Annotated in this window: 22 protein-coding genes and 2 tRNA genes; 19 read left to right on the top strand and 5 right to left on the bottom strand. The window is 69.5% G+C overall.

Annotation, left to right across the window (positions count from 1 at the left end; translation table 11 throughout):
* Nucleotides 1-51: 51 nt before the first annotated feature.
* Nucleotides 52-1539, bottom strand: a complete 1488-nt coding sequence (locus ACFV2J_RS12860) for an amino acid permease (RefSeq protein WP_385097387.1) — start codon at nt 1537-1539, stop codon at nt 52-54.
* 272 nt (nt 1540-1811) lie between these two features.
* Between ACFV2J_RS12860 and ACFV2J_RS12855 the strand changes: the two genes are divergently transcribed.
* Nucleotides 1812-2297 (top strand): ribose-5-phosphate isomerase, encoded by a 486-nt coding sequence (locus ACFV2J_RS12855; RefSeq protein ID WP_385097385.1) that lies wholly within the window; start codon nt 1812-1814, stop codon nt 2295-2297.
* A 235-nt stretch (nt 2298-2532) separates the two neighbouring features.
* Nucleotides 2533-3342 carry an Fpg/Nei family DNA glycosylase gene (locus tag ACFV2J_RS12850; protein WP_385438499.1) on the top strand — a complete coding sequence of 270 codons (810 nt, stop codon included), beginning with the start codon at nt 2533-2535 and terminating at the stop codon, nt 3340-3342.
* 141 nt (nt 3343-3483) lie between these two features.
* Here the strand turns inward: ACFV2J_RS12850 and ACFV2J_RS12845 are convergent, their stop codons facing one another.
* Nucleotides 3484-4713: a GNAT family N-acetyltransferase gene (locus tag ACFV2J_RS12845; RefSeq protein ID WP_385092753.1), complete on the bottom strand. Its 1230-nt coding sequence runs from the start codon at nt 4711-4713 to the stop codon at nt 3484-3486.
* A gap of 197 nt (nt 4714-4910) precedes the next feature.
* Here ACFV2J_RS12845 and ACFV2J_RS12840 point away from each other — a divergent pair, with 197 nt between their 5' ends.
* Both ACFV2J_RS12840 and ACFV2J_RS12835 read left to right on the top strand, forming a co-directional pair.
* The gene (locus tag ACFV2J_RS12840) at nt 4911-6083 is read left to right on the top strand and encodes a PP2C family protein-serine/threonine phosphatase (protein WP_385092756.1); all 1173 of its coding nucleotides are present in this window, start codon (nt 4911-4913) and stop codon (nt 6081-6083) included.
* 144 nt (nt 6084-6227) lie between these two features.
* On the top strand, nt 6228-6683 hold the full coding sequence (locus ACFV2J_RS12835) for an HD domain-containing protein (RefSeq protein WP_385092758.1): 456 nt from the start codon (nt 6228-6230) through the stop codon (nt 6681-6683).
* 38 nt (nt 6684-6721) lie between these two features.
* On the opposite strand, the gene ACFV2J_RS12830 is transcribed toward ACFV2J_RS12835, so the two are convergent.
* On the bottom strand, nt 6722-7918 hold the full coding sequence (locus ACFV2J_RS12830) for an acyltransferase family protein (RefSeq protein ID WP_385092761.1): 1197 nt from the start codon (nt 7916-7918) through the stop codon (nt 6722-6724).
* A gap of 633 nt (nt 7919-8551) precedes the next feature.
* Here ACFV2J_RS12830 and ACFV2J_RS12825 point away from each other — a divergent pair.
* The 3 genes from ACFV2J_RS12825 (at nt 8552) to ACFV2J_RS12815 (ending at nt 10229) form a co-directional block, all read left to right on the top strand.
* Nucleotides 8552-8746 carry a hypothetical protein gene (locus ACFV2J_RS12825; RefSeq protein WP_054231893.1) on the top strand — a complete coding sequence of 65 codons (195 nt, stop codon included), beginning with the start codon at nt 8552-8554 and terminating at the stop codon, nt 8744-8746.
* Between the two features lie 330 nt (nt 8747-9076).
* Nucleotides 9077-9421 carry a hypothetical protein gene (locus ACFV2J_RS12820; RefSeq protein WP_385092764.1) on the top strand — a complete coding sequence of 115 codons (345 nt, stop codon included), beginning with the start codon at nt 9077-9079 and terminating at the stop codon, nt 9419-9421.
* 199 nt (nt 9422-9620) lie between these two features.
* A complete protein-coding gene (locus tag ACFV2J_RS12815) occupies nt 9621-10229 on the top strand; it encodes a YdeI family protein (RefSeq protein ID WP_385092767.1) in 609 nt (202 codons plus the stop codon).
* A 123-nt stretch (nt 10230-10352) separates the two neighbouring features.
* Here the strand turns inward: ACFV2J_RS12815 and ACFV2J_RS12810 are convergent.
* Nucleotides 10353-10423, bottom strand: a tRNA-Gly gene (locus tag ACFV2J_RS12810).
* 152 nt (nt 10424-10575) lie between these two features.
* On the opposite strand from ACFV2J_RS12810, the gene ACFV2J_RS12805 reads away from it, so the two are divergent.
* From ACFV2J_RS12805 to clpX, 5 genes are all read left to right on the top strand, one after another.
* A tRNA-Pro gene (locus ACFV2J_RS12805) sits at nt 10576-10652 on the top strand.
* 227 nt (nt 10653-10879) lie between these two features.
* Nucleotides 10880-12265, top strand: coding sequence for a trigger factor (gene tig / locus ACFV2J_RS12800; RefSeq protein ID WP_385092770.1), 1386 nt, complete (start codon nt 10880-10882; stop codon nt 12263-12265).
* A gap of 494 nt (nt 12266-12759) precedes the next feature.
* A complete protein-coding gene (locus tag ACFV2J_RS12795) occupies nt 12760-13365 on the top strand; it encodes an ATP-dependent Clp protease proteolytic subunit (protein WP_060897745.1) in 606 nt (201 codons plus the stop codon).
* 126 nt (nt 13366-13491) lie between these two features.
* The gene (locus ACFV2J_RS12790) at nt 13492-14172 is read left to right on the top strand and encodes an ATP-dependent Clp protease proteolytic subunit (protein WP_153290595.1); all 681 of its coding nucleotides are present in this window, start codon (nt 13492-13494) and stop codon (nt 14170-14172) included.
* A 160-nt stretch (nt 14173-14332) separates the two neighbouring features.
* Entirely contained in the window at nt 14333-15619 is a 1287-nt protein-coding gene (gene clpX, locus ACFV2J_RS12785) for an ATP-dependent Clp protease ATP-binding subunit ClpX (RefSeq protein ID WP_385082224.1), read from the top strand.
* Nucleotides 15620-15708: 89 nt separating this feature from the next.
* On the opposite strand, the gene ACFV2J_RS12780 is transcribed toward clpX, so the two are convergent.
* The gene (locus ACFV2J_RS12780) at nt 15709-16704 is read right to left on the bottom strand and encodes a hypothetical protein (protein WP_385082222.1); all 996 of its coding nucleotides are present in this window, start codon (nt 16702-16704) and stop codon (nt 15709-15711) included.
* Between the two features lie 135 nt (nt 16705-16839).
* On the opposite strand from ACFV2J_RS12780, the gene ACFV2J_RS12775 reads away from it, so the two are divergent.
* The 7 genes from ACFV2J_RS12775 (at nt 16840) to mreD (ending at nt 25456) form a co-directional block, all read left to right on the top strand.
* Nucleotides 16840-19470 (top strand): valine--tRNA ligase, encoded by a 2631-nt coding sequence (locus tag ACFV2J_RS12775; RefSeq protein ID WP_385082220.1) that lies wholly within the window; start codon nt 16840-16842, stop codon nt 19468-19470.
* A gap of 384 nt (nt 19471-19854) precedes the next feature.
* Nucleotides 19855-21396, top strand: a complete 1542-nt coding sequence (locus ACFV2J_RS12770) for a bifunctional folylpolyglutamate synthase/dihydrofolate synthase (RefSeq protein WP_385082219.1) — start codon at nt 19855-19857, stop codon at nt 21394-21396.
* Between the two features lie 5 nt (nt 21397-21401).
* Nucleotides 21402-21755: a DUF4233 domain-containing protein gene (locus ACFV2J_RS12765; RefSeq protein WP_385082218.1), complete on the top strand. Its 354-nt coding sequence runs from the start codon at nt 21402-21404 to the stop codon at nt 21753-21755.
* Nucleotides 21756-21888: 133 nt separating this feature from the next.
* Nucleotides 21889-22302: a nucleoside-diphosphate kinase gene (ndk, locus tag ACFV2J_RS12760; protein WP_385082217.1), complete on the top strand. Its 414-nt coding sequence runs from the start codon at nt 21889-21891 to the stop codon at nt 22300-22302.
* 325 nt (nt 22303-22627) lie between these two features.
* On the top strand, nt 22628-23647 hold the full coding sequence (locus ACFV2J_RS12755; protein WP_081217257.1) for a rod shape-determining protein: 1020 nt from the start codon (nt 22628-22630) through the stop codon (nt 23645-23647).
* Nucleotides 23648-23830: 183 nt separating this feature from the next.
* Nucleotides 23831-24775: a rod shape-determining protein MreC gene (gene mreC / locus ACFV2J_RS12750; protein WP_385082216.1), complete on the top strand. Its 945-nt coding sequence runs from the start codon at nt 23831-23833 to the stop codon at nt 24773-24775.
* 12 nt (nt 24776-24787) lie between these two features.
* Nucleotides 24788-25456, top strand: coding sequence for a rod shape-determining protein MreD (mreD, locus tag ACFV2J_RS12745; protein WP_385082215.1), 669 nt, complete (start codon nt 24788-24790; stop codon nt 25454-25456).
* The last annotated feature ends 70 nt before the right edge of the window (nt 25457-25526 follow it).

Genomic DNA, 25526 nt, shown 5'->3' with positions numbered 1-25526 from the left:
GGGGGGGGGGGGCCCCCCCCCCGGGCCCCGCCCTCGTCGGATCCGTGCTGCTCAGCGGGCCTCGGACGAGGCCTCGACCGGCACCGGGGTGCCCGCGGGCTCCGCCACGGCGGCGGCGTCGCCGCCGCGCAGCCGCTGCCTGACCACCGCGATGGCCACCACCACGGCGGCGACGAGCAGCGACAGCAGCACGGTCTCGCGGCCGTCGTGCTCGGTGTCGGTCAGCATGTAGCCGAGGACGAAGACGATCAGTGCGGCCGTGGCCCAGGTCAGGTACGGGTACAGCCACATCTTGACGACCAGCTTCTCCGGGGACTCGCGCTCGATGATCTTCCGCATCCGCAGCTGCGAGAAGCAGATGACCAGCCAGACGAAGAGGGCGACCGCGCCGGAGGAGTTGACCAGGAAGAGGAAGACCGAGTCCGGGAACTTGTAGTTGAAGAAGACGGCGACGAAGCCGAAGACGACCGAGACGACGATCGCGGCCAGCGGCACGCCGCGCGAGGTGGTCCTGGCGAAGGCCTTGGGCGCGTCCCCGCGCTCACCGAGTGAGAAGGCCATCCGGGAGGCCGTGTAGAGGCCGGAGTTGAGACAGGACAGCACGGACGTCAGCACGATGAAGTTCATGATCTCGCCGGCGTGCGCGATGCCGAGGGAGTCGAGGGCCGCGACGTACGAGCCCTTGTCCTTGATGGACGGGTCGTTCCAGGGCAGCAGGGCGACGACGACCAGGATCGAACCGAGGTAGAAGACGCCGATCCGCCAGATGATGCTGTTGGTGGACTTGGTGACGGCCCGCTGCGGGTTCTCGGACTCACCGGCGGCGAGGGTCGCGATCTCGCTGCCCATGAAGGAGAAGACGACCAGGAGCACACCGGTGAGGATCGCGCCGGGACCGTGCGGCAGGAAGCCGCCGTGGTCGCTGAGGTTCCCCAGTCCGGCCTTCGGGGCGTCGACGCCGGGCAGCACACCGAAGATCGCGAGGCCGCCGACGACGATGAACGCGCCGATCGCCACGACCTTGATCCCGGCGAACCAGAACTCGAACTCACCGTACGAGCCGACCGAGACCAGGTTGGTCGCGGTGAGCACGATCATCACGATGAGCGCCCAGCCCCACTGCGGTACCGCCGGGACCCAGCCTTCGAGGATGGTGGCGCCCGCCGTCGCCTCGACGGCCAGGACGACCACCCAGAAGAACCAGTACAGCCAGCCGATCGAGAAACCGGCCCAGCGCCCGAGCGCGCGGTCGGCGTGGGCGGAGAACGAACCGGAGGTCGGATTGGCGGCGGACATCTCGCCCAGCATCCGCATCACCAGCACCACGAGCGTGCCGACGAGGGCGTAGGAGAGCAGGATGCCCGGTCCGGCGGTCGCGATACCGGAACTGGAGCCCACGAAGAGGCCCGCTCCGATGACGCCACCGATGGCGATCATGGTCAGATGACGGTTCTTGAGTCCGGCCTGGAGGCCCGAACCGGGTTCTCCGGGGCCTCCGGGGCCGTCGGCGGCCTTCGTGGGGGTCGGCTGCGAGGTCATGAGGGGGGATTCCTTTGCGCCGGTGAGCGGATTTCCCGTACTTCCGTTGGGGGTGAACTGCTCGGACTTCTCGTACTTCCCGTACGAGCGGTGTACGGGACTCGTACGAGCGGTGTACGAGCCGGTCCAGTGAATCGGAGGCAAAGGAATTCGTGAACCTTTGAATCCGGATCGTTACTTGAGGTTTCCTTGAGGTTTTGTAGCCTTGCTCACAGTTTTGCCTGGCGGCACCCGGCGAGGCCGATCCGGAACAGCCGTGTCACACTCGGACCATGCGCGTGTATCTCGGCTCCGATCATGCTGGCTTCGAACTCAAGAACCACCTCGTGGAGTGGCTCAAGGAGGCCGGCCACGAACCCGTCGACTGCGGGCCCCTCGTCTACGACGCCGAGGACGACTACCCGCCGTTCTGCCTCCGCGCCGCGGAGCGCACGGTGGCCGACCCCGGTGCCCTCGGCATCGTGATCGGCGGTTCCGGCAACGGTGAGCAGATGGCGGCGAACAAGGTGGCCGGCGTCCGCGCCGTGCTCGCCTGGAGCGAGGAGACGGCGGCGCTGGGCCGCGAGCACAACAACGCCAACGTCGTCTCCGTGGGCGCCCGTATGCACTCCGAGGAGGAGGCGACCAAGTTCGTCGAGACCTTCCTCAACACCCCGTTCTCCGGCGTGGACCGCCACGTCCGCCGCATCGACATGCTCTCGGCGTACGAGGCCACGGGCGACCTCCCGCCGATCCCGCCCCACCACCCGCAGGCGTAGCCCGCCCGGCCCAGGACGCGGGCCTGTCGCCTCAGCCCGTCGGGCCCGGGGCGCGGGCCCGCATCCCCGGCCCGTCCGGCGTTCGAGGGCGAGCCCTTCGGGTGAAGCTGGGGTCAAGGGGGCGGCAGCCCCTTGGCGGGAGGCTGGGGGCGGAGCCCCCAGGGAGAGGGGCGGCGGGGGCGGGAGAAGTCCCCCCGCCCGGTTCGTCACAGGTGCACACAACCAGGAGGACCCCGTGCCCGAGGGGCACACGATCCACCGGCTGGCCGAGGACTACGGGGCCGCCTTCACCGGTACCCCCATCCGCGTCACCAGCCCCCAGGGCAAGTTCGCGGACGCCGCCGCCCTCCTCGACGGCGCCCCCCTGGAATCCGCGGACGCCCACGGCAAACACCTCTTCCTGGGCTTCCGCGCCTCCGAGTGGGTCCACATCCACCTGGGCCTCTTCGGCAAGGTGAACTTCGGCGACGTCCCCGCCCCGCCCCCCTCGGACACGGTCCGTCTGCGCCTCGCGAGCCCCGTGACGTACGTCGACCTCCGCGGCCCGACGACCTGCGCCCTGATCACCGACGACGAGAAGCGGGCGATACACGCCCGCCTCGGCCCGGACCCCCTGCGCCCCGACGCCGACCCGTCGGTGGCCTACCGCCGCGTCTCCCGCAGCCGCACCACCATCGCCGCCCTGCTCATGGACCAGAAGGTCATCGCGGGCGTGGGCAACGTCTACCGCGCCGAGGTCCTCTTCCGGCACGGCATCGACCCGTACCGCCCGGGCAGGGACATCACCCCCGCCGAGTGGGACGCGGTCTGGACCGACCTCGTGGGCCTGATGCGCGAGGGCGTACGCAACAACCGCATCGACACGGTGCGTCCGGAACACGCCCCCGAGGCCATGGGCCGTCCACCCCGGGTGGACGACCACGGCGGCGAGGTCTACGTGTACCGCAGGGCCGACCTGCCCTGCCACATCTGTGGCGGCGAGATCCGCACCGCCGGTCTCGCCGCCCGCAACCTCTTCTGGTGCCCGTACTGCCAGCACCGATGAGCTGGACCGGGACTCCGTCCTGGACCCGGAGTCGGTCCCGGGCCCCGACCCGGCCCCGGAGCCCGACCCGGCCCCGGAACTCGCGCCCCGGCCCCGGAACCCGCGCCCCGGCCCCGTACGAACCGGTCACCCGCCGCGGTACTAGAACCCGTGCGGAAGCCACGGCGCGACCGCCGAGGAGAACGCCACCGAGGCCTCCGCCAGCGCCCCCTGCCGCAGCTCCCGCACCCGCCCGGCCGTCGCGAGCGACACCAGGGACACCCCGCCGAGATACGCCGCGCCCAACTCCCGTACGGACAGCGCGAGATCGGCGGGCTCCCGGGTCGGCACGCAGGAGGCCCCCTTCGCGTCGCCGGTGAGCCGCCAACGGCCCTCGTTCCAGGGGCAGAACGCGTCCTCGACCTCGAACACCAGGTCCACCGGCGCCTGGTAGGTCCGCGCCTCCAGCGCGGCGTCGACATCGACGAGCCGTACGTGCAGCGCGTCCCGCAACCGCACGGCGCAGCGCCGGATGTCGGACACCATGTGCTGCCACGACTCGTCCACCGGACGCCCCCGGGTGCGCAGCGTCGTCGTCAGGTCGAGGTCGAAGAGCAGCCGCCACAACGCGGCGTCCGCCGCCGGGTCCAGCGCCTGGAGCTCGTCGAGGACGACGGTGGCCTTGGCCCCGGTGTGGTCGTGGTCCGGTTTGATCCGGTACCGGGCGTAGCCGACGACCTCGCCGTCCCGCTCGGCGACCACGCACTGCAGGGGCGACGCCCCGTTCCGCTCGCTCTCCGGGTCGAGGACCATCACCCGCTCCCAGCCGGGCCGCCGCGCCAGCATGCCCGGCCGCCCCGGAACCGTCCGCGCGTACACCGACTCACAGGCGTCGAGGACGTCGGCAGGCGCGGCGAACCGCAGACGTACGTCATCGGTGCCGGCCGGTACGGACAGTCGCACCCGGGTCGTGTCGATCTCGGCGTTGTGCTGGTGCGTCGCGATGCCGTAGCCGAACCGGCCGTAGATCGCCGGCTCCGACGCGGTCAGGACGGCGAGCGGCTCCCCCCAGGAGTGGATGTCGTCCAGCTGCCGTCGCATCATCGACGTCAGCAGCCCGCGCCGCCGGTGCGTGGCCGCGACGCTCACCATCGTGATGCCCGCGGCCGGTACGGAGGCGCCGCCGGGGACCGTGACCCGGAAGGAGAACGCCCCCGCGGTGCCCACGCACCGGTCGCCCTCCCAGATTCCCAGGGATCGGTCGTACTCTGTGAGCTCGCTCCACAGCTCGCGCTCCTCGGACGACTCCGGCACACCCCCGAAGGCGCGAACCAGATTGTCGTACCACGCATCCCACTCGGGCTGCCGCAGCACCCGCAAGTCAGTCGTCATGAGCCATGCCTACCAGGGCGGTGCGGTACGAGCGAGAGGATTTTCCACGGGCCGCGGGGGGTGCGTGCCGTGACCTTCTCCATGAGGCTCGCCGTGCAGTTCACTGTGCAGTTCACTGTGATGTTGAGCGCTCGGACGGGGGACAAGTGGGACCTCCCGTGCCAAGCACCTGGTCCGATGGATAGGGTCCCGAACTAATGGCAGCAGGACGAGGGCGGCGCGCGGAAGCCGAGACGTTCACGGCCCGGTTGAAGAAGCAATGGCACCGGGCCCGCACCGGCCTGCGCAGATCCGCCGTGGACTACTTCCGCGGGGACGGGTCCGACTGGATCGCCCTGGCCGGTCTGCTGCTCACGATCCCGCTGATCGCGGCGACCACACTGGTCAACTCGGTCTGGTGCTCACCCGCCGCGCTGGTCCTCCCGATCGTGGCGGGCGGCCTCCTGCTGCGCCCCGCGAGCCTGCTGGGTCTCTACGCGGCCGCCGCCACCGCGCTGATAGTCGAGTCCGTGAAACTGGGCCCGTACACGGAGGGTCCGTCCCGGGTGACGCCCGGTGTGGTCCTCGTCGTCGCGGCCTGCGGCTTCTTCGGTCTGCTGATCGCGCAGTTCCGCAGCCGCGTGGGAGTGCCCTGGCGCCGCGGCGGCACCATGCTCTTCGACCTGCGCGAGCGCATCCGGGTCCAGAGCAAGCTGCCGAAGCTGCCGCTCGGCTGGCACCGCGAGATGGCGTTGCGCCCGGCCGGCGGCCAGTCCTTCTCGGGCGACTTCGTGGTCGCGGCCCGTACGAACGGCGGCCGGACCCTGGAGGTCGTCCTCACGGACGTGTCGGGCAAGGGCATGGACGCGGGATCGCGGGCGCTGCTCCTGTCCGGCGCCTTCGGCGGCCTGCTGGGCTCGCTCCCCCCGCACGCCTTCCTCCCCGCGGCCAACGGCTACCTGCTGCGTCAGGACTGGGACGAGGGCTTCGCCACCTCCATCCACCTGGTCCTCGACCTCGACTCCGGGGACTACGAGCTCTTCTCCGCGGGACACCCGCCGGGCCTTCAGCTCAGCGCGGGCAGCGGACGCTGGGAGGAGAAGGCGGCCGAGGGTCCGCTGCTCGGTGTGTACGACGGCGCGCAGTTCGACCCCGTGAAGGGTTCGCTGCGGCCCGGTGACGTCCTCATGCTCTTCACGGACGGCCTGGTGGAGACCTCCGACCGGGACATCGTCGAGGGCATCGACCGGCTCACCGGCGAGGCCGACCGGTACGTCGCCGGCGGCTTCCACGGCGCCGCCTGGCACCTCATCGAGGCGGTGGCCAAGGACGTGAACGACGACAGGGCCCTCCTGCTCATCTGCCGGCAGGCACCCGCCCCGGCCCGCTGACTCCTTTCTCCCGACGGGACTCCTCTCTCCCGGCGGCCGTTCCTCCGTCGCCCTACGGATGGCACGCGCGTCGATCACCGTGCTCGGGGCGACGGCGGGCGCGGTCCCGGCCCGCGCGGCCCTGCGACGGGAGACACTGGAGGGGTGACGCAGACTCTCCTGACCCTGGCCGAGATAGAGGCCCTCGCCCGTGCGGCGCACTCCGCCCAGACCGACAAGGCGGGGCGGCCGTACACCGAGCACCTGCAGGCCGTCGCGGACGGGGTGCGTGAGCGCGGCGGCGACGACGAACAGATGGCGGCGGCCTGGCTGCACGACGCCGTCGAGGACGACGTGCTCTCCGAGGACTGGCTGCACGAGGCCGCGCTGCCCGCTCGCACACGGGACATCGTGCTGGCGCTCACCAAACGCGAAGGAGAGCCCCCGGAGTCGTACGCGAAGCGCATCCGTACGACTCCGGGGGCCCTCCTGGTCAAGGCCTCTGACCTGGCGCACAACGGTGACCCGGCCCGGCTCGCGGTCCTCGACGAGCACACCCGCGCCCGGCTCACGAAGAAGTACGCCGCCATGCGGGTCCTGCTGGGCCTGCCCCCGAACTGAGGGCCGGTCCCGCCCGGGCCCGGCCTGCGGGACAGCCCTCAGGCCCCGGCCCGGGCCCGTTCGCGGGCCAGCTCCGTGGCGTCCCGCCTGAAGGCCCAGTCCATGCGGGGCTCCATCGCGAAGTGGAAGACGCGCCGGACGGGTGGCGTGCACAGCAGGGTGACGGCCGCGGCAGCGACGAGGGTCACGAAGATCTCACCGAGCGGCTTGTGCAGCCACCCGTGGTCGAACCAGCCCCAGTAGGTGCCGGCCTTGACCAGGAAGCCGTGCAGCAGATAGCCGTACAGCGTGCCCGCGCCGAGCGCCGTGAACCACGTCCGGCGGCGCGGCACCCAGGAGAAGAAGCACGCGGTGAGCACCAGCGAGCAGCCGAACAGGGCGAACACCATCACCGGGCCCACCCACCACGGGACGCCCAGTTCCTGCGCGCTGTCGCGGTGGTAGAACCAGGCGGTGTTCATCCGGGGCACCGCCCACCAGCCGACCGCCAGCGCTGCGGCGAACACCGGCACCGACAGGATCCGCACCTCACGGCGGCGCGCCAGCTGGAAGTGCTCGGGCTTCATGACCAGGCCCAGCACGAAGAACGGCAGGAACTGGAGGACGCGCTGAAGGTCGAGGTCGTCACCGATGTCCGGTGACACGGACGCGAGCATGGCGACGAAGAGCGCGACCGGGAGCGGCCAACGCACCATCTTCCACAGGGGGGTGGTCAGCCGCCAGATGAACAGCGCGCACAGGAACCAGGTGAGGTACCACGGGTCGAGCAGGCTGATCGGCAGCGACGGGTCGTCGTCGGCCCAGCGCTTGAAGAGGACGTACGCCACCTCGAAGACGACATAGGGGACGGCGACGCCGGTCACCAGCCGCTTCAGACGGTCGGGGCGCATGTCGAAACTGCGCGAGAAGTAGCCGGAGATGATGATGAAGGCCGGCATGTGGAAGGCGTAGACGACCGTGTACGCCGCCTCCAGGACGCGGCTCTGGCCCTTCAGGGGCTCCCAGGCGTGACCCATGGCCACGAGCACGATCGCCAGGTACTTGGCGTTGTCGAAGAAGGCGTCGCGCCGCGCCGCGGGCTTCGCGGCCGGGGCGGCGGCCTCGGTCGTACCCGTCGTGGCGTGCTGCGCGGACTGATTCCGTGGTGAGCGCGGACCCGGCACTCCCCGGGCCGGCTGCTGTGCCGGGGGGAGTGGTGCTCGCTGCTGGCCGTTCGGTCGGAGCGAGTTCGTCACGGGCCCTCCCACCAGGCGCGGAGGGGAGCGGTCCGGAACGTTGCTGCGCTTGCGGGGGGCGAGGCGGCGTGGAACATCTGAGGCACCCTAGCGTCGTATGTGTGTCTTCGTAAAACCCTCGACGTCATTCCTGCATATGGGCTGCGAGTACCCCGTATTTGAAGATGTGTGCCTGTTGGTTCGCAAGCGGATCCGCATACCGATTCGCTTACCGCAAGGGGGCGTTGCGGGGCGATCTGTCCCCATTCTTCACGACTAAACGGTGCATAAGGCTCGCGGGCGACTCTGGAGAAATGTCCGGTTCATTGGTCTTTAGTGGCCTGTTGGCAGCCGGTGTGCGGTGTCCCCGCTGTGCCCGCGGCAACAATTCGAATTGGCTGCGGACGAGATGTGTGGACACAGCAACGGTCCTGTCGAATTTCCGACCCGGTGCGTCCTCGAATTGCGCCGCGGGGCAGTGCCGTTCACTCGTGCGCGAACATCACGGGAGGCGCGCTCCAGGGGTCCGCGACCCGATGATGTGTCACCTGCGGCATACGGGAGCCGCGTTGGTGGCACGATGGTTCTGGCGGGGGTGCGAGGGGTTGCGTCCCCGGGCCGGGAGAGTGAACCGACCGTAGGGTGTGATGAGTTGTGGCCATCTCGCTGTCAGTGGTACTGCTGTTGGCGATCATCCTCGTGGTGTTGATCCGGGGAGGATCGATCAAGGCGGGGCCCGCGATCGTCGCGGTGCTCTTCGGCTTCTTCCTCGCGTCGACCGGCATGGCTCCGTCCATCCAACGGTTCCTCGACTCGATAGCCCAGACCATCAACTCGATCAGCTTCTGATCGATCACCCTCCGGCCTGTGGTCCTGACCGGTCGGGGGTCCCCGATCGGGCGGGCGCGCCCGGCCCGGGTCCGGCCGTGCCCCGGCCCGCGTACGGCGCCCGCGGAGACCCGCGGCCGCGCCCCCGGCCACCCCTGCTCGCCGGACGCCCGGCCGCCGCGCCCCGGCCCTCCCGCCCGGCCCTCCCGTGCCCGGCGGCGACCACTCCCGCGCCTGGAAGAGACCGGGGTCCGACCGGGAAATGCCTGAGCAGCAAGCCCAGTTGCGACGCTCTTATGGGTGGCTATAGTGGAAATTGACCCTATGTGAGAAATATTCGAAGGGGTTGCTATGTCCACTTCGCCCAGAAGGGGTGCCGCCGTCCTGAGCTCGGCTTTCGTCGCCGTGACGCTCGCGCTGGTCCCGGCCGGCATCCAGCAGGCGTCCGCGGCCGCACCGAGCGAGACGCACGTCAGCGCGGCCGCCAACGTCTCCAAGTCGAACCAGGACTACGCGCGGGGCTTCAAGGACGGCTTCAAGTCCGGGGTCCGCCAGGGTCAGCGAAGCTGTGGCGACGACGAACGGGCCGCCCCCCTTCTCCACAAGGACAAGAACAAGGACAAGGACAAGGACTACCAGCGAGGCTTCAAGGACGGCTTCAAGTCCGGATTCCGCCAGGGGCAGGGGTCGTGCTGAGTGACCCGCCGGTCCGGAAGGTCGCGTAACCGGTCGTAGCCGGCCGGGTATGTGCGGGCAAACGGGCCGCACTTCGGACACGGGCCACCGCGGAGCCCTCCACCTGGGTGGCGAACACCCCGCAGGCCGGGCGGGCGCCGGCTGTCCCGTCGGCCGTGACCAGGTGAACCCCGCGTCCGGGGCCGTGCCCGAATGTGCCATGGCGATCGGCCGGGTGTGGTTCGCTGCTGGGGTGACTCAGGACTTGGAGACCGTCGCGTTCGAATCCGCCGAGGCGTTCCAGGCATGGCTCGGCGAGAACCACGCCGTCTCGGCCGGCATCTGGCTCAGGCTTCGCAAGAAGGGCCCCGGAATCGTCGCGCTGGACTACGCCCAGGCGCTCGACGTGGCACTCTGCTTCGGCTGGATCGACGGCCAGAAGGCCGCGTCCGACGACCAGTGGTGGCTCCAGCGGTTCACCCCGCGCAAGCCGCGCAGCAAGTGGTCCAAGGCCAACCGGGACAAGGTGGCCGCCCTGATCGAGCAGGGCCGGATGCATCCCCCCGGGCAGGCCGAGGTCGACCGGGCCAAGGCCGACGGCCGCTGGGAGGCGGCCTACGACGGCGCGAAGACCGCCACGGTGCCGGACGACCTCATGGCGGCCCTGTCCGCCGACCCGGCCGCGGCGGAGTTCTTCGAGACGCTGGACCGGCAGAACCGCTACGCGATCCTGTACCGGATCCAGGACGCCAAGAAGCCCGAGACCCGGGCGCGCCGGATAGAGAAGTACGTGGCGATGCTGGCGAAGGGCGAGAAGTTGCACCCGTAGTCCGGCGAGCCGAAGAAGAAGGGCCTGAAGCCCGACGGGCGCGGACGGCTGATCCGGCACCGAATGACGCAGGCCCAGGCGGTGGGTAGATGTACCCACCGACCTGGGCCTGAGCCGTGTCGGAGCGGGCGACGGGAATCGAACCCGCGTAGCTAGTTTGGAAGACTAGGGCTCTACCATTGAGCTACGCCCGCACACATCGCACCGCAGGTCAGTGACCGCGGCGCTGAAGGCATCCTAGCGGGTTGTACCCCCTGGACGCACACCGTGTTCCGGCGCCTCGCGGACGCCCGTGAAATGCGGCAGCCGCACTGCCTGCGGGCATGTACCCTACGTGTCGCACCGACGGGGTGTGGCGCAGCTTGGTAGCGCGTCCGCTTTGGGAGCGGAAGGCCGTGGGTTCAAATCCCGCCACCCCGACCACCAGCGGCATCCGGCGACCGAAGGCCGATGGCCGGGATCGCAAGATCGCCTTTTGGGGCGTGTACCGCCTGCGGTTACTATGCAGGTTGCGCGCCCGTATGTCTGCACTGTCACGTCTCTCAAGGGCTCGTGCATCCACTGAGGCTCCGCCCGACCGACCGGGCGGACGCACGCGGTGGAACCCCGCAGCAGTACCCCCAAGAAGTCAGCCACAAGGAGACCGAACCGTGAAGAGCGCCGTGGAGAACCTGAACCCGACCCGGGTTCGGCTCACTGTCGAGGTGCCCTTCGAGGAGCTCAAGGACAGCCTCGACGCGGCGTACAAGAAGATCAACCAGCAGGTCACGGTGAAGGGCTTCCGGAAGGGCAAGATCCCGGCCCGCGTCATCGACCAGCGGTTCGGTCGCGGTGCCGTGCTCGAAGAGGCCGTCAACGACGCGCTCCCGAAGTTCTACACCGAAGCGGTCAACGAGGCTGAGCTGAACGTCCTCGGCCAGCCCGAGGTCGACATCACCGAGCTGAAGGACGGCGAGACGCTGAACTTCACCGCCGAGGTCGACGTCCGTCCGGCCATCGAGATCCCGGACTACTCCGGTATCGAGGTCGAGGTCGACGCCATCGCGGTGAGCGACGAGGACATCGAGAAGGCCGTCGAGGAGCTCCGTGAGCGCTTCGCGTCCACCTCGCCGGTCGAGCGCGCCGCCCAGGACGGCGACGTCGTCACGATCGACCTGGAGGCCAAGGTCGACGGAGAGGTGCTGGAGGACGGCGTCGCTTCCGACGTCTCCTACACCATCGGCTCCGGCGAGCTGCTGGAAGGCATCGACGAGGCCGTCAAGGGCCTGGAGGCCGGTGGCGAGACCACCTTCACCTCCGAGCTCAAGGGCGGCTCCGCGGCCGGCAAGGAGGCCGAGGTCACCGTCAAGGTCACCCAGGTCGCCGCGCGCGAACTCCCCGAGCTGGACGACGACTTCGCGCAGCTCGCCTCCGAGTTCGACACCCTCGACGAGCTGAAGGCCGACAGCCGCAAGCGCCTCGAGAACATGAAGGAGTACGACCAGGCCACGCAGGCCCAGGAGCGCGTCCTGGAGAAGCTGCTCGAACTGGTCGAGGTGCCCGTCCCCGAGAAGCTGCTCGAGGACGAGATCAACACCCGCAAGCACAACCTCGAGCACCACCAGCTCGGCCAGATGGGCCTCGACCTCGCGAAGTACCTGGAGATCCAGGGCAAGACCGAGGAAGAGTGGGACGCCGAGACCAAGGAAGCCGCGGTCAAGGGCATCAAGACGCAGTTCGTCCTCGACGAGCTCGTCAACAAGGAGAAGCTGAACGTCAACCAGGAGGAGCTCACCGAGCACCTCATGCGGCGCGCGGCCTCCTCCGGCATGTCCCCCGACCAGTTCGCCCAGGCGGTCGTCGAAGGCGGCCAGGTCCCGATGCTGGTCGGCGAGGTCGCCCGCGGCAAGGCGCTCGCGGTCGTCGTCGAGGCCGCCACGGTCAAGGACACGAACGGCGAGATCGTCGACCTGGACGACGAGGACGAGACGGAGGGCTCCACGGAGTCCGTCGAGGTCGTCGAGTCCGAGGCCGCCGAGGACAAGCCCGAGGCCTGATCGCCTCAGCAGACCGAGGCCTGACCGCCTCACCGGTACGCCGTGACGGGCCCCCGGGGACTTCCCAGTCCCCGGGGGCCCGTCCGTCTCCGAAGGCCCCGGCCCCTCCCCAGGCCTCGTCCCGAGGGCCGGCCCGGTGCCTCAGGGGGCGCGCGGATCCGGATGGGCGCCCCGCGACCGGACGCACCCGACGGCGTACGGCCGGCGGCGGGCGCCCCACGGCCCCGCGGGGGTTGACCACGCGGCTCCCCACGGCCTTCCAGGGGCCCGCGGCACCCCGGTCCGGGGGGCGCGGCGCATGCGCTCACAGCGAACAGTTCCTTCTGCGGGATTCCCCGGAGGGACCAGCGCGTTAGGGTCCATGAATACGAGGGCAGGGGAGTCCCCGAAGCCGCCCGGAGCGGTGAATGCACCGGGGTCCCACGCCCCCAGCAGAAGACGTGAGACGGCCCGGCGCCGTCGTAAGACGAGCAGGTGGATACGTGACGAATCTGATGCCCACAGCTGCCGGCGACCCCATCGGTGGTGGCCTCGGCGACCAGGTCTACAACCGACTGCTCGGCGAGCGGATCATCTTCCTCGGCCAGGCGGTCGACGATGACATCGCCAACAAGATCACGGCGCAGCTGCTGCTCCTTGCCTCCGACCCGGACAAGGACATCTACCTCTACATCAACAGCCCCGGCGGTTCGATCACCGCCGGCATGGCGATCTACGACACCATGCAGTACATCAAGAACGACGTGGTGACGATCGCCATGGGCATGGCGGCCTCGATGGGCCAGTTCCTGCTCAGCGCGGGCACGCCCGGCAAGCGCTTCGCGCTGCCGAACGCCGAGATCCTGATCCACCAGCCCTCGGCCGGCCTCGCCGGCTCGGCTTCGGACATCAAGATCCACGCCGAGCGGCTGCTGCACACGAAGAAGCGCATGGCGGAGCTGACCTCCTTCCACACCGGCCAGACCGTGGAGCAGATCACCCGCGACTCGGACCGCGACCGCTGGTTCGACCCGATCGAGGCCAAGGAGTACGGCCTCATCGACGACATCATGCCCACCGCTGCCGGTATGCCGGGCGGCGGCGGCACCGGGGCCGCGTAAGCCCCTCAGCGCCCTCAGGGCGGCTGTGGGGCCCACCCGCCGCCATCCGCCCCGGGGGGCGGCGCAGGAGCCCCCAGCGCCCCCAGGCGACCGCCTCAGCCCTTTTCAGGCTCTTCAGGAGACACAGTGAACGACTTCCCCGGCAGCGGCCTCCACGCCCGCACGCAGGCCGAGTACACCGGTCCTCGTGCGGAGTCCCGCTACGTCATCCCGCGCTTCGTCGAGCGCACCTCGCAGGGCGTGCGTGAGTACGACCCGTACGCGAAGCTGTTCGAGGAGCGCGTGATCTTCCTCGGCGTGCAGATCGACGACGCCTCCGCCAACGACGTCATGGCGCAGCTCCTGTGCCTGGAGTCGATGGACCCCGACCGTGACATCTCGGTCTACATCAACAGCCCCGGTGGCTCCTTCACGGCGCTCACCGCGATCTACGACACGATGCAGTTCGTGAAGCCCGACATCCAGACGGTCTGCATGGGCCAGGCCGCCTCGGCCGCCGCGATCCTGCTGGCCGCCGGTACGCCGGGCAAGCGCATGGCGCTCCCGAACGCCCGTGTGCTGATCCACCAGCCCTACAGCGAGACCGGCCGCGGCCAGGTCTCGGACCTCGAGATCGCCGCGAACGAGATCCTCCGGATGCGCGCGCAGCTCGAGGACATGCTGGCCAAGCACTCGACCACGCCGATCGAGAAGATCCGCGAGGACATCGAGCGCGACAAGATCCTCACCGCTGAGGACGCGCTGGCGTACGGGCTGATCGACCAGATCATCTCCACCCGCAAGATGAACAATTCCGCGGTCGTCTGACGTACCGCTGTATCGTCTGCCGCTCCTTGGCGCGGTTCACGACAAAGTGAACCACGCCAAGGGGGGCCCGAACGGGGGGCTCGGCAAGGTACCGTCGTTCATAAGGCAGCACCAGGAGTCGCTGGACCTAGGCGTCTCCCAGGCGAAGGGGAAGCACACCGTGGCACGCATCGGTGACGGCGGCGATCTGCTCAAGTGCTCGTTCTGTGGCAAGAGCCAGAAGCAGGTCAAGAAGCTCATCGCAGGCCCCGGTGTGTACATCTGCGACGAGTGCATCGATCTCTGCAACGAGATCATCGAGGAAGAACTCGCGGAGACGAGCGAGGTCCGCTGGGAGGAACTCCCCAAACCCCGCGAGATCTACGAGTTCCTGGAGGGGTACGTCGTCGGCCAGGAGGCCGCGAAGAAGGCCCTCTCGGTCGCGGTGTACAACCACTACAAGCGGGTCCAGGCGGGTGAGAACGGCGGCGGTCAGAGCCGGGAGGACGCCATCGAGTTGGCGAAGTCCAACATCCTCCTGCTGGGTCCCACGGGCTCCGGCAAGACCCTGCTGGCCCAGACACTGGCCCGGATGCTCAACGTCCCGTTCGCCATCGCCGACGCGACGGCGCTGACGGAGGCGGGCTACGTGGGCGAGGACGTCGAGAACATCCTGCTGAAGCTCATCCAGGCGGCGGACTACGACGTCAAGAAGGCCGAGACGGGCATCATCTACATCGACGAGATCGACAAGGTGGCCCGCAAGAGCGAGAACCCGTCGATCACGCGCGACGTGAGCGGTGAGGGCGTCCAGCAGGCGCTGCTGAAGATCCTGGAGGGCACGACGGCCTCGGTCCCGCCCCAGGGCGGCCGCAAGCACCCGCACCAGGAGTTCATCCAGATCGACACGACGAACGTCCTGTTCATCGTGGGCGGCGCCTTCGCGGGCCTGGAGAAGCTCATCGAGTCCCGCGCGGGTGCGAAGGGCATCGGCTTCGGAGCGACGATCCGCTCGAAGCGCGAACTGGAGGAGAAGGACCAGTTCGAGGACGTCATGCCCGAGGACCTGGTCAAGTTCGGCATGATCCCCGAGTTCATCGGCCGCCTCCCGGTCATCACCTCGGTCCACAACCTCGACCGCGCGGCGCTCCTCCAGATCCTCGTCGAACCGCGCAACGCGCTCGTCAAGCAGTACCAGCGTCTCTTCGAACTCGACGGTGTGGAGCTGGACTTCGAGCGTGAGGCGCTCGAGGCCATCGCCGACCAGGCCATCCTCCGCCAGACCGGCGCGCGCGGCCTGCGCGCCATCATGGAGGAGGTCCTCCAGGCGGTGATGTACGAGGTCCCGTCCCGCAAGGACGTGGCCCGTGTCGTCATCACCGCCGACGTGGTCCTGTCGAACGTCAACCCGACGCTCATCCCGCGGGACGCCCGCGGGCGGGGCCCGGGGGAGCAGAAGACGGCGTAACCCGCACGATCCGCAGATGGACACACCAGGCACATGACGAAGGGGCCCCGGTCGACCGACCGGGGCCCCTTCGTGGTCGACGCGAACGGTCAGATCTTGACGCGGACGTCGTCACGCAGCTTGCTGGCGGTCTCGGCCGCGACGTCCATCGAGCCGCTCTTGCCCGCGATGATGCTCGCCATGTCGTACGAGACCACGTAGGCGACCGTGCTGTGATCGCCCCAGATGCAGATCGGCATCCGGGTCGTTTTGCCGCCGGCCTTGGTCTCCACCAACTGGCACTTCATGACACCGTTCTTGAAGCCGGCGGGCGTCATCTTCTGAGGGCTGCCGACGAGTTTGCCGTCCGCGGAGGAACCCTTCTTGGACTCCTTCTCGGTGTTGGCGAACATGGCGTCGATGACCTTCTCCGGGTCGTCGATGCTGCCGTAGACGCCGCTGAACGTCACGAGCTTGCCGTCGACGGGGCTTCCGGTCTGGTAGCTCGCGCTGACGTCCTTGGGGTTCTTGACCCCCCAGCTCTCGGCGTCCTTGATGTCCGACTTGGACATGGTGCCGGACTTGGCGTCGCCGCTCTTCTTGTACGTGCCGCCGATCACCGTCGCCGGCGCCGTCAGCTTGTGCGCCCCGTCGTCCGCGACCGAACTGCCGCCCCCGCCGCCACCGACGAGGAGGGCGGCGCCCACGGCGATCACGGCCACGACCGCCACCGCGCCGATGATGAGCGCCGTCTTCTTCTTGCCGCCACCGGGCGCGGGCGGCTGCGGGACGCCGTAGGGCTGCTGACCGTAGGGAGGCTGCTCGCCGTAAGGGGGCTGCTGGCCGTAGGCGGTCTGCTGGCCGTAGGGCTGCGGCTGACCGTACGGAGGCGTCTGGGGCGGGACACCCTGTGGTGCCTGGGGAGCCTGCTGGGGGTAGCCGTAGCCGGGCTGCGGGGGAGTCCCCGGAGCCTGCGCCGGGTAGCCGTAGCCGGGCTGGGGCGCCTGCGGCGGCTGGCCGTACGGTCCAGGCTGCCCCGGCTGACCGCCGTACGGTCCGGGCTGCTGGGGCTGCCCGCCGTACGGGCCCGGCTGGTTGTAGCTCATTCTGGGTTCCCCTCCAGATGCTTATGTGTTCCTGACATCCTGGCGCAGCGCCCGGGACGTCACGGGGGTGGGGGGCGGACCGTTACGAAAGAATCGCGTTTCGGGACAGGGCGGAGACGCCTCTAAACTGACCCCGTGACCGAGAACTCTCAGCAGCCGCAATCAGCGCCCACTTCCGAACTGCCGACCCAGTACGCGCCGGCCGAGGTAGAGGGGAAGCTGTACGAGCGCTGGGTAGAACGGGGTTACTTCGCGGCCGACGCGAAGAGCGACAAGCCCCCGTACACCATCGTCATCCCGCCGCCGAACGTCACCGGCTCGCTGCACCTGGGCCACGCCTTCCAGCACACGCTGATGGACGCGCTGACCCGCCGCAAGCGCATGCAGGGCTTCGAGGCGCTCTGGCTCCCCGGCATGGACCACGCCGGTATCGCCACCCAGAACAAGGTCGAACAGCAGCTCGCCGAGGAAGGCAAGTCGCGGCAGGACCTGGGGCGCGAGGAGTTCGTCGAGCGCGTCTGGCAGTGGAAGGAGGAGTACGGCGGCAAGATCCTCGGCCAGATGCGGCGCCTCGGTGACGGCGTCGACTGGGACCGCGAGCGGTTCACCATGGACGAGGGCCTGTCCAAGGCCGTCCAGACCATCTTCAAGAAGCTGTTCGACGACGAGCTGATCTACCGCGCCGAGCGCATCATCAACTGGTGCCCCCGCTGTCTGACCGCGATCTCGGACATCGAGGTCGAGTACCAGGAGGACGACGGCGAGCTGGTCTCGATCAAGTACGGGGAGGGCGACGAGACCCTCGTGGTCGCCACCACCCGTGCCGAGACGATGCTCGGTGACACGGCGGTCGCCGTCCACCCCGACGACGAGCGGTACAAGCACCTGGTCGGCAGGCGCATCAAGCTTCCGCTGACGGACCGTACGATCCCGGTCGTCGCGGACACCCACGTCGACCCCGAGTTCGGCACGGGCGCCGTGAAGGTGACCCCCGCCCACGACCCGAACGACTTCGCGATCGGCCAGCGCCACGGCCTGGAGTCGATCACGGTCATGGACGAGCGGGCCGTCATCACCACCCACGGCCCCTTCCAGGGCCTCGACCGCTTCGAGGCGCGCAGCGCGATCGTCGCCGCGCTGCGCTCGCAGGGCCGGATCGTCGCCGAGAAGCGCCCCTACGCCCACTCCGTGGGCCACTGCTCGCGGTGCCGGACCACCGTCGAGCCGCGCCTGTCCATGCAGTGGTGGGTCAAGGTCGGCCCGCTCGCGCAGGCGGCCGGTGACGCCGTCCGTGACGGCCGGGTCGCCATCCACCCCGCCGACATGTCGAAGCGCTACTTCGACTGGGTCGACAACATGCACGACTGGTGCATCTCACGGCAGTTGTGGTGGGGCCACCGGATTCCCGTCTGGTACGGGCCCGCCGGCGAGGTCGTCTGTGTCGGCCCCGACGAGGAGCCGCCGGGCACGGAGGCCGAGGGCTGGAAGCAGGACACGGACGTCCTCGACACCTGGTTCTCGTCCGGCCTGTGGCCGTTCTCCACGCTGGGCTGGCCCGAGCGGACCCCGGACCTGGAGAAGTTCTACTCGACCGACGTCCTGCTCACCGGCCACGACATCATCTTCTTCTGGGTCGCCCGGATGATGATGTTCGGCCTGTACGCGATGGACGGCGAGGTGCCCTTCAAGACCATCGCCCTCACCGGCCTGGTCCGTGACGAGCGCGGCAAGAAGATGTCCAAGTCCTTCGGCAACGTCGTGGACCCGCTCGACTGGATGGACAAGTACGGCTCGGACGCCGTCCGCTTCACGCTCGCGCGCGGCGCCAACCCCGGTACGGACGTGCCGATCGGCGAGGACTGGGTCCAGGCGTCCCGGAACTTCGCCAACAAGATCTGGAACGCCACCCGCTTCGCGCTGATGAACGGCGCGACGGTCGAGGGACCGCTGCCGGAGCCGGAGAAGCTGTCGGCGACCGACCGGTGGATCCTGTCGCGGCTGAACAAGACCGTGGCCGAAGTCGACGCGTTCTACGAGGACTTCCAGTTCGCGAAGCTCTCCGACGCGCTGTACCACTTCGCGTGGGACGAGGTCTTCGACTGGTACGTCGAGCTGTCCAAGACGACGTTCATGGCGGGCGGCGAGCCGGCGAAGATCTCCGGCCGGGTGCTCGGCGAGGTCCTCGACGTGACGCTCCGCCTCCTCCACCCGGTCGTCCCGTTCGTGACGGAGACGCTCTGGACCACGCTGACCGGTGGCGAGTCGGTCGTCGTCGCCGACTGGCCGAAGGACAGCGGCTTCCGTGACGCCGGTGCCGAGCGGGAGATCGAGGCGCTCCAGCAGGTCATCACGGAGGTCCGCCGCTTCCGCGCCGACCAGGGGCTCCAGCCCGGTCAGCGCGTCCCGGCCCGGCTGACGCTCGACGGGACCGCGCTGGCCCCGCACGAGGCGGCCATCCGTCAGCTCCTGCGTCTTCAGCCGGAAGGGGAGGCCTTCGCGGCCACGGCGACGCTGCCCGTCGCCGGTGCCACGGTGGCGCTCGACCTCTCCGGCACGATCGACGTGGCGGCCGAACGCAAACGGCTCGCCAAGGATCTCGCCGCGGCGGAGAAGGAGAAGGCCCAGGCGAACGCCAAGCTGGGCAACGAGGCGTTTCTCGCGAAGGCTCCGGACCAGGTCGTGGAGAAGATCCGTACGAGGCTCGCCAAGGCGGACGAGGACATCGCGCGTATCCGGACACAGCTGGAGCGGCTGCCGGAGGCGTAGTCCACGGGTGCCCTCCGGGATCTTTGCGGTTCGAGGTTCCGGGGGGGCTTGGTCGTTTCTCGGGTGCGGGTGGGTGGGGGCTGGTCGCGCAGTTCCTCGCGCCCCTTGGGTGGGGCTTCGCCCCTTCCGGGTTTGGGGGGCGTGTGGTTGTTGTTGGGGTGCGGGTGGGTGGGGGCTGGTCGCGCAGTTCCCCGCGCCCCTTGGGTGGGGCTTCGGCCCTCGTTTTCAGCCTGTCCGGCGTTTGAGGACGAGGCCGTTCAGGCCGATGCGGGGGTCCAGGGGGCGCAGCGCCCCTGGCCGGTCCCCGTGGGCGAGCGGAGCCGAGGACACAGGGCCGGCGGGGGCGGGAACCCCCGGAGGGGCACGGCTCCGTAGACTGGGAGCGTGAGTGAGCTCCCCCCGTACGACGACAGCAGCGAGTCAGACGAACCGGAACCGCGCGATCCGATCGGTCTCTTCGACGAGATCGTCGCGGCCGAGACCGACCGCGACCCCGATCTCGCGGTGATCGAGGCCGGCAGCCGCACCCTGCGCGCCCGGGGCAGCGCCGCCCAGCGGGCCGACGTCCCCGGCCGCCCGGCCGATCCCGAGATCGACAGGGCGCTGCGCGAGGTGGAGGCCGAGCTCGCCACCCGCTGGGGCGAGACCAAGCTGGAGCCCTCCGTCAGCCGCATCGCCGCGCTGATGGACGTGCTGGGTGAGCCGCAACGCGCGTACCCCTCGATCCACATCACCGGGACGAACGGCAAGACGTCCACCGCCCGCATGATCGAGGCCCTGCTCGGCGCCTTCGACCTGCGCACCGGCCGGTACACCAGCCCCCACGTCCAGTCGGTCACCGAGCGGATCAGCCTCGACGGCACGCCGATCTCCGCCGAGCGGTTCATCGAGACGTACGAGGACATCAAGCCGTACGTCGAGATGGTCGACTCGCAGCAGGAGTACCGGCTCTCCTTCTTCGAGGTGCTCACGGCCATGGCCTACGCGGCCTTCGCCGACGCTCCCGTGGACGTCGCCGTCGTCGAGGTCGGGATGGGCGGCAGCTGGGACGCCACCAACGTGATCGACGGCGCCGTGGCCGTCGTCACCCCCATCGACCTCGACCACACCGACCGCCTCGGCACGACGCCCGGCGAGATCGCCACCGAGAAGGCCGGCATCGTCAAGCAGGACGCGACGGTGATCCTGGCGCAGCAGCCGGTGGACGCGGCCCAGGTGCTGCTGAAGAAGGCCGTCGAGGTCGACGCCACCGTGGCCCGCGAGGGCCTGGAGTTCGGGGTCGTGGCCCGGCAGGTCGCCGTGGGCGGTCAGCTGGTCACGCTGCGCGGGCTCGGCGGGGAGTACGAGGAGATCTTCCTGCCGCTGCACGGCGCGTACCAGGCGCACAACGCCGCCGTGGCGCTCGCCGCGGTCGAGGCGTTCTTCGGCGTCGGTGCCGCGCACGCGCAGAGCCTCGACATCGACTCCGTCCGCAAGGCCTTCGCCGCGGTGACCTCACCGGGCCGTCTGGAGATCGTCCGCCGCTCGCCCACCGTCGTCGTGGACGCCGCGCACAACCCGGCGGGCGCCCGCGCCACCGCCGAGGCCGTCAGCGAGGTCTTCGACTTCAGCCGGCTGATCGGTGTGGTCGGCGCGAGTGCCGACAAGAACGTGCGGGGGCTGCTGGAAGCGTTCGAGCCGATCTTCTCCGAGGTCGTGGTCACGCGGAACTCCAGCCATCGCGCGATGGACGTGGACGAGCTGGCCGGGATCGCCGTCGAGATCTTCGGCGAGGACCGGGTGCAGGTCGAGCCGCGCCTCGACGACGCGATCGAGGCCGCGATCACGCTGGCCGAGGAGGAGGGCGAGTACACCGGCGGCGGTGTCCTCGTCACCGGTTCCGTCATCACCGTCGGCGAGGCCCGACTGCTCCTGGGGAGGCGCTGACCGCCGTGCGTACGCTCTGTGCTTCGACCCTGATCGGCGAGTTCTTCGTCGTCGGTTTCGCCGGGCTGGTCGCGATGAAGGACCCGGGGCTGTCCACGACCACGGTGTGGACGGTCAGCGGGATCGTCATGGTGCTGAGTGTCCTGCTCTGTGGCATGATCACCCGCCCCGGCGGCGTGCAGCTCGGCTGGGCCCTTCAGATCGTGCTGATCGCCGGCGGGTTCTTCGTGACCTCGATGTTCTTCCTGGGCGCGGTCTTCGCGGCGCTGTGGTGGGCCTCGGTGCACTACGGCCGGAAGATCGACGAGGCGAAGGCGCGGTTCGCCGCGCAGGCGGAGGCGGAGGGGCACGCCGCGTAGCGGACACGCCCCGCGGCTCCCGCGCGACCCCGGGGGTCCCGGGCCACGTAGCACCTGACTCTGCGTGACACCCACCCCGACACGCCCTGTAGCCTCGGTCACCCGCACACTTGTGACCTGAAGGAGCACCACCGTGAGCCAGCGCACCCTCGTCCTCCTCAAGCCCGACGCCGTCCGTCGTGGCCTGACCGGCGAGATCATCAGCCGTATCGAGCGCAAGGCCGGCTGGCAGATCACCGCGCTGGAGCTGCGGACGCTGGACCAGGACACGCTGGAGCAGCACTACGGCGAGCACCAGGGCAAGCCGTTCTACGAGCCGCTCGTCGAGTTCATGGCGTCCGGCCCGGTCGTGGCGCTGGTCGTCGAGGGCGAGCGGGTCATCGAAGGGGTGCGGGCGCTGGCCGGCCCCACCGACCCCATCGCCGCCGCCCCCGGCTCCATCCGCGGGGACTACGGCGTGATCGTCCGCGAGAACCTGATCCACGCCTCGGACTCCGAGGAGTCCGCCGAGCGCGAGCTGAAGATCTTCTTCCCCGGCCGCGGCTGAGTTCCACGGACCGCGCGAGCGCTAATTTTCCGCGAATTTTTCGCGGGATCGTCTCGTCATTCGGATGTCCGATCCGGGGCGGCCGCGAAATTTCCGGCCGTCCTGTGGCATATGCGTGCCGATTGGGGGAACGCGTGCCCCCGATGGCCCGTCTCCACAAGCGGGGCGGCGCCGCACATGCTGACAATGGCGAAGACCCTCGCGCAGTGTTCGTGCAGGCGCGTCTACGATGTAAGCCTTCACGTCACAGCACCCACCTCGCCTTACCTAACAAGCCGTCAAAGCTCCACTTGGGAAGGCCAGACGAATCCTGATGGGGAACTCAATGTCGTTCATCGGCCGTGACATGGCTGTCGACCTCGGGACCGCCAACACGCTGGTGTACGTCAGGGGTCGCGGGATCGTACTCAACGAGCCGTCCGTCGTCGCGATCAACACCAACACCGGTGGCATTCTCGCGGTCGGCGCGGAGGCCAAGAAGATGATCGGGCGGACCCCGGGCAACATCGTTGCCGTGCGTCCGCTGAAGGACGGTGTCATCGCCGACTTCGAGATCACCGAGCGCATGCTCCGCTACTTCATCCTGAAGATCCACAAGCGGCGCTATCTCGCCCGTCCCCGTGTCGTCGTCTGTGTGCCCTCCGGCATCACGGGCGTCGAGCGCCGTGCCGTCATCGAGGCGTCGTCCCAGGCCGGCGCCCGCCAGGTGCACATCATCGAGGAGCCCATGGCCGCGGCCATCGGTTCCGGCCTGCCGGTCCACGAGGCCACGGGCAACATGGTGGTGGACATCGGCGGCGGCACCACGGAGGTCGCGGTGATCTCGCTCGGCGGCATCGTCACCGCCCAGTCCATCCGCGTCGCGGGCGACGAGCTGGACAACGCGATCATCCAGCACATCAAGAAGGAGTACAGCCTCCTCCTCGGTGAGCGGACCGCGGAACAGATCAAGATCACGATCGGTTCGGCGTACGACCTCGACACTGACGAGCACACCGAAATCCGTGGCCGGGACCTCGTCTCCGGGCTGCCCAAGACCGTCGTCATCTCCGCGGCCGAGGTCCGCAAGGCGATCGAGGAACCGGTCAACGCGATCGTCGACGCCGTGAAGACGACACTCGACAAGTGCCCGCCCGAGCTGTCGGGCGACGTGATGGACCGCGGAATCGTTCTGACCGGCGGCGGAGCCCTGCTGCGGGGCCTCGACGAACGGCTGCGCCGCGAGACCGGCATGCCGATCCACATCGCCGAGGACCCGCTGGACAGCGTCGCGCTCGGCTCCGGCAAGTGCGTCGAGGAGTTCGAGGCGCTCCAGCAGGTGCTGGACGCCCAGCCGCGCAGATGAGGTAACTCTTCGGTTCCGCCGTACGAGATGATCTCCTCTCGTACGGCGGATCGTTGATATAGAGGCATAAGCTCACCCAAAGAGCCTCTTGGGGCCGCCTCTTGGGGAGGCCCTTCGGTCAGTCCTGCGGGCTGCCCTCTTTGGGTACGACGAACTCCGACGAGGAAGGCACGGCCGCCGCACGTGAGGGACACACGAGAGAGCCGGCTGCTCCTGGTGCTGCTGATCGCCATCGCGTTCGCTCTGATCACGGTGGACATCCGGGGCGGAGAGGACTCACCGGTCCAGGGTGCCCGGCAGGCCGCCGCCACGGTCTTCGGCCCGATCGAGAACGGGGTGTCCTCCGCGGTCGACCCCGTCGGCAACGCGATCACCGCCGTCCGCGACTCGGACGACCGGCACGACCGCGTCGCCCGGCTCGAACACGACAACGCGGCGCTGAAGGCGAAACTCGGCAGCGACGACCGCAACCGCAGCCGGCTGGGCCAGCTCAACAAGATGCTGCGCATGGCCGGCGACGGACAGTACGGCATCAAGGGCGCCCAGGTCATCGCCATAGGAGCGGCCCAGGGCTTCTCCTGGACCGTGACGATCGACGTCGGCGCCAACGACGGCATCACCCGTGACATGACCGTCCTGAACGGCGACGGACTGGTCGGACGCATCACCACCGTCGGCCCCGACACCTCCACCGTGCTGCTCGCGAACGACCCCGACTTCACGGTCGGTACGCGCATGGAATCCAGCGACGAACTCGGCTTCGCCTCCGGTCAGGGAGACCGCCCGCTGCGGGTCGAACTGCTCAACGGCAAGGCCAAGATCAAGAAGGGCGACCGGCTGGTCACCTTCGGCTCGCAGGCCGACAAGCCCTTCGTGCCCGGCGTCCCGGTCGGCGTGGTCTCCCGCGTGGACCCCTCCGGCGGCGGCCTGACCCGCACGGTCTACGTGACCCCGTACGCCTCGTTCACGAAGCTCGACATCGTCGGCGTCGTCGTCCAGGCCCCCCGCAAGGACCCCCGCGACGAGGTCCTGCCCCCCAAGCCCAGACCGACGCCCACGCCGACCGTGACCGTCACGGTCACCCCCTCGGCGGACGCCCCCCTCGACGGCCAGCAGCAACAGCAGTAGGAGCCGAATCCCATGCGTCTCAACCGGATGCTGCTCTCCACCACCCTGGTGGTCGTCGCCCTGGTGATCCAGGTGAGCGTCCTCGCCCGTCTCCACCTCCCCGGCGCCGTCCCCGACCTGGTCCTGCTGACCGTGCTCGCCCTCGCGATGGTCTACGGCCACGTCGGCGGCGCCCTCATCGGCTTCGGCGCGGGCCTGCTCGCCGACCTCGCCCCGCCCGCCGACCACGCCGCCGGTCGCTACGCCCTCGTGCTGTGCGTCATCGGCTACCTCGCCGGTCTGGTGAAGCCGGAGAACGGCCAGCTCAAGTCCGCGACCGGACCGATGGCCGTGGTCGTCGCCGCCGCGGTCGGCTCCACCCTGCTCTACGCCGGTGTCGGCGCCCTCGTCGGCGACACCGCCGCCCGCCACGTGGGCCTCGGCAGCCTGCTGTTCACGGCCGCGCTGTACGACCTGCTGCTCGCCCCCTTCGTGGTCCCGGGGCTGATGGCGCTGGCCCGGCGCGCCGAGAACAACCCGCTCGGCGAGTCGGGCGCGTCCACCAAGGCCGCCGACGTCTCCTCGGGGTGGCTCTCCTCCGGCACCGGCCTGCGCATCGGCAGCCAGCGCGGGATGCGGGTCAAGGCGGCCAGAGCGCGCGTCGCCCGCGCGGGGCGCATCAAGGGGGTCAAGCGCCTGTGACCGCAGATGACTTCACTCCGGGCGCCGTGGCTCGCGCACACAGGTTGGCCGGGTATTCGTATGTCTCGTA

The organism is Streptomyces sp. NPDC059668, assembly GCF_042734135.1.
GTDB lineage: Bacteria > Actinomycetota > Actinomycetes > Streptomycetales > Streptomycetaceae > Streptomyces.
This window is presented reverse-complemented; position numbering and strand designations above follow the sequence as displayed.

What these genes read in the sequence shown, in the direction of transcription:
- ACFV2J_RS12860 (WP_385097387.1), bottom strand. Translation starts at nt 1,539, where the DNA reads ATGACCTCGCAGCCGACCCCCACGAAGGCCGCCGACGGCCCCGGAGGC.
- ACFV2J_RS12855 (WP_385097385.1), top strand. Translation starts at nt 1,812, where the DNA reads ATGCGCGTGTATCTCGGCTCCGATCATGCTGGCTTCGAACTCAAGAAC.
- ACFV2J_RS12845 (WP_385092753.1), bottom strand. Translation starts at nt 4,713, where the DNA reads ATGACGACTGACTTGCGGGTGCTGCGGCAGCCCGAGTGGGATGCGTGG.
- ACFV2J_RS12840 (WP_385092756.1), top strand. Translation starts at nt 4,911, where the DNA reads ATGGCAGCAGGACGAGGGCGGCGCGCGGAAGCCGAGACGTTCACGGCC.
- ACFV2J_RS12820 (WP_385092764.1), top strand. Translation starts at nt 9,077, where the DNA reads ATGTCCACTTCGCCCAGAAGGGGTGCCGCCGTCCTGAGCTCGGCTTTC.
- ACFV2J_RS12815 (WP_385092767.1), top strand. Translation starts at nt 9,621, where the DNA reads ATGGCGATCGGCCGGGTGTGGTTCGCTGCTGGGGTGACTCAGGACTTG.
- ACFV2J_RS12795 (WP_060897745.1), top strand. Translation starts at nt 12,760, where the DNA reads ATGCCCACAGCTGCCGGCGACCCCATCGGTGGTGGCCTCGGCGACCAG.
- ACFV2J_RS12780 (WP_385082222.1), bottom strand. Translation starts at nt 16,704, where the DNA reads ATGAGCTACAACCAGCCGGGCCCGTACGGCGGGCAGCCCCAGCAGCCC.
- ACFV2J_RS12755 (WP_081217257.1), top strand. Translation starts at nt 22,628, where the DNA reads ATGTCGTTCATCGGCCGTGACATGGCTGTCGACCTCGGGACCGCCAAC.
- mreD (WP_385082215.1), top strand. Translation starts at nt 24,788, where the DNA reads ATGCGTCTCAACCGGATGCTGCTCTCCACCACCCTGGTGGTCGTCGCC.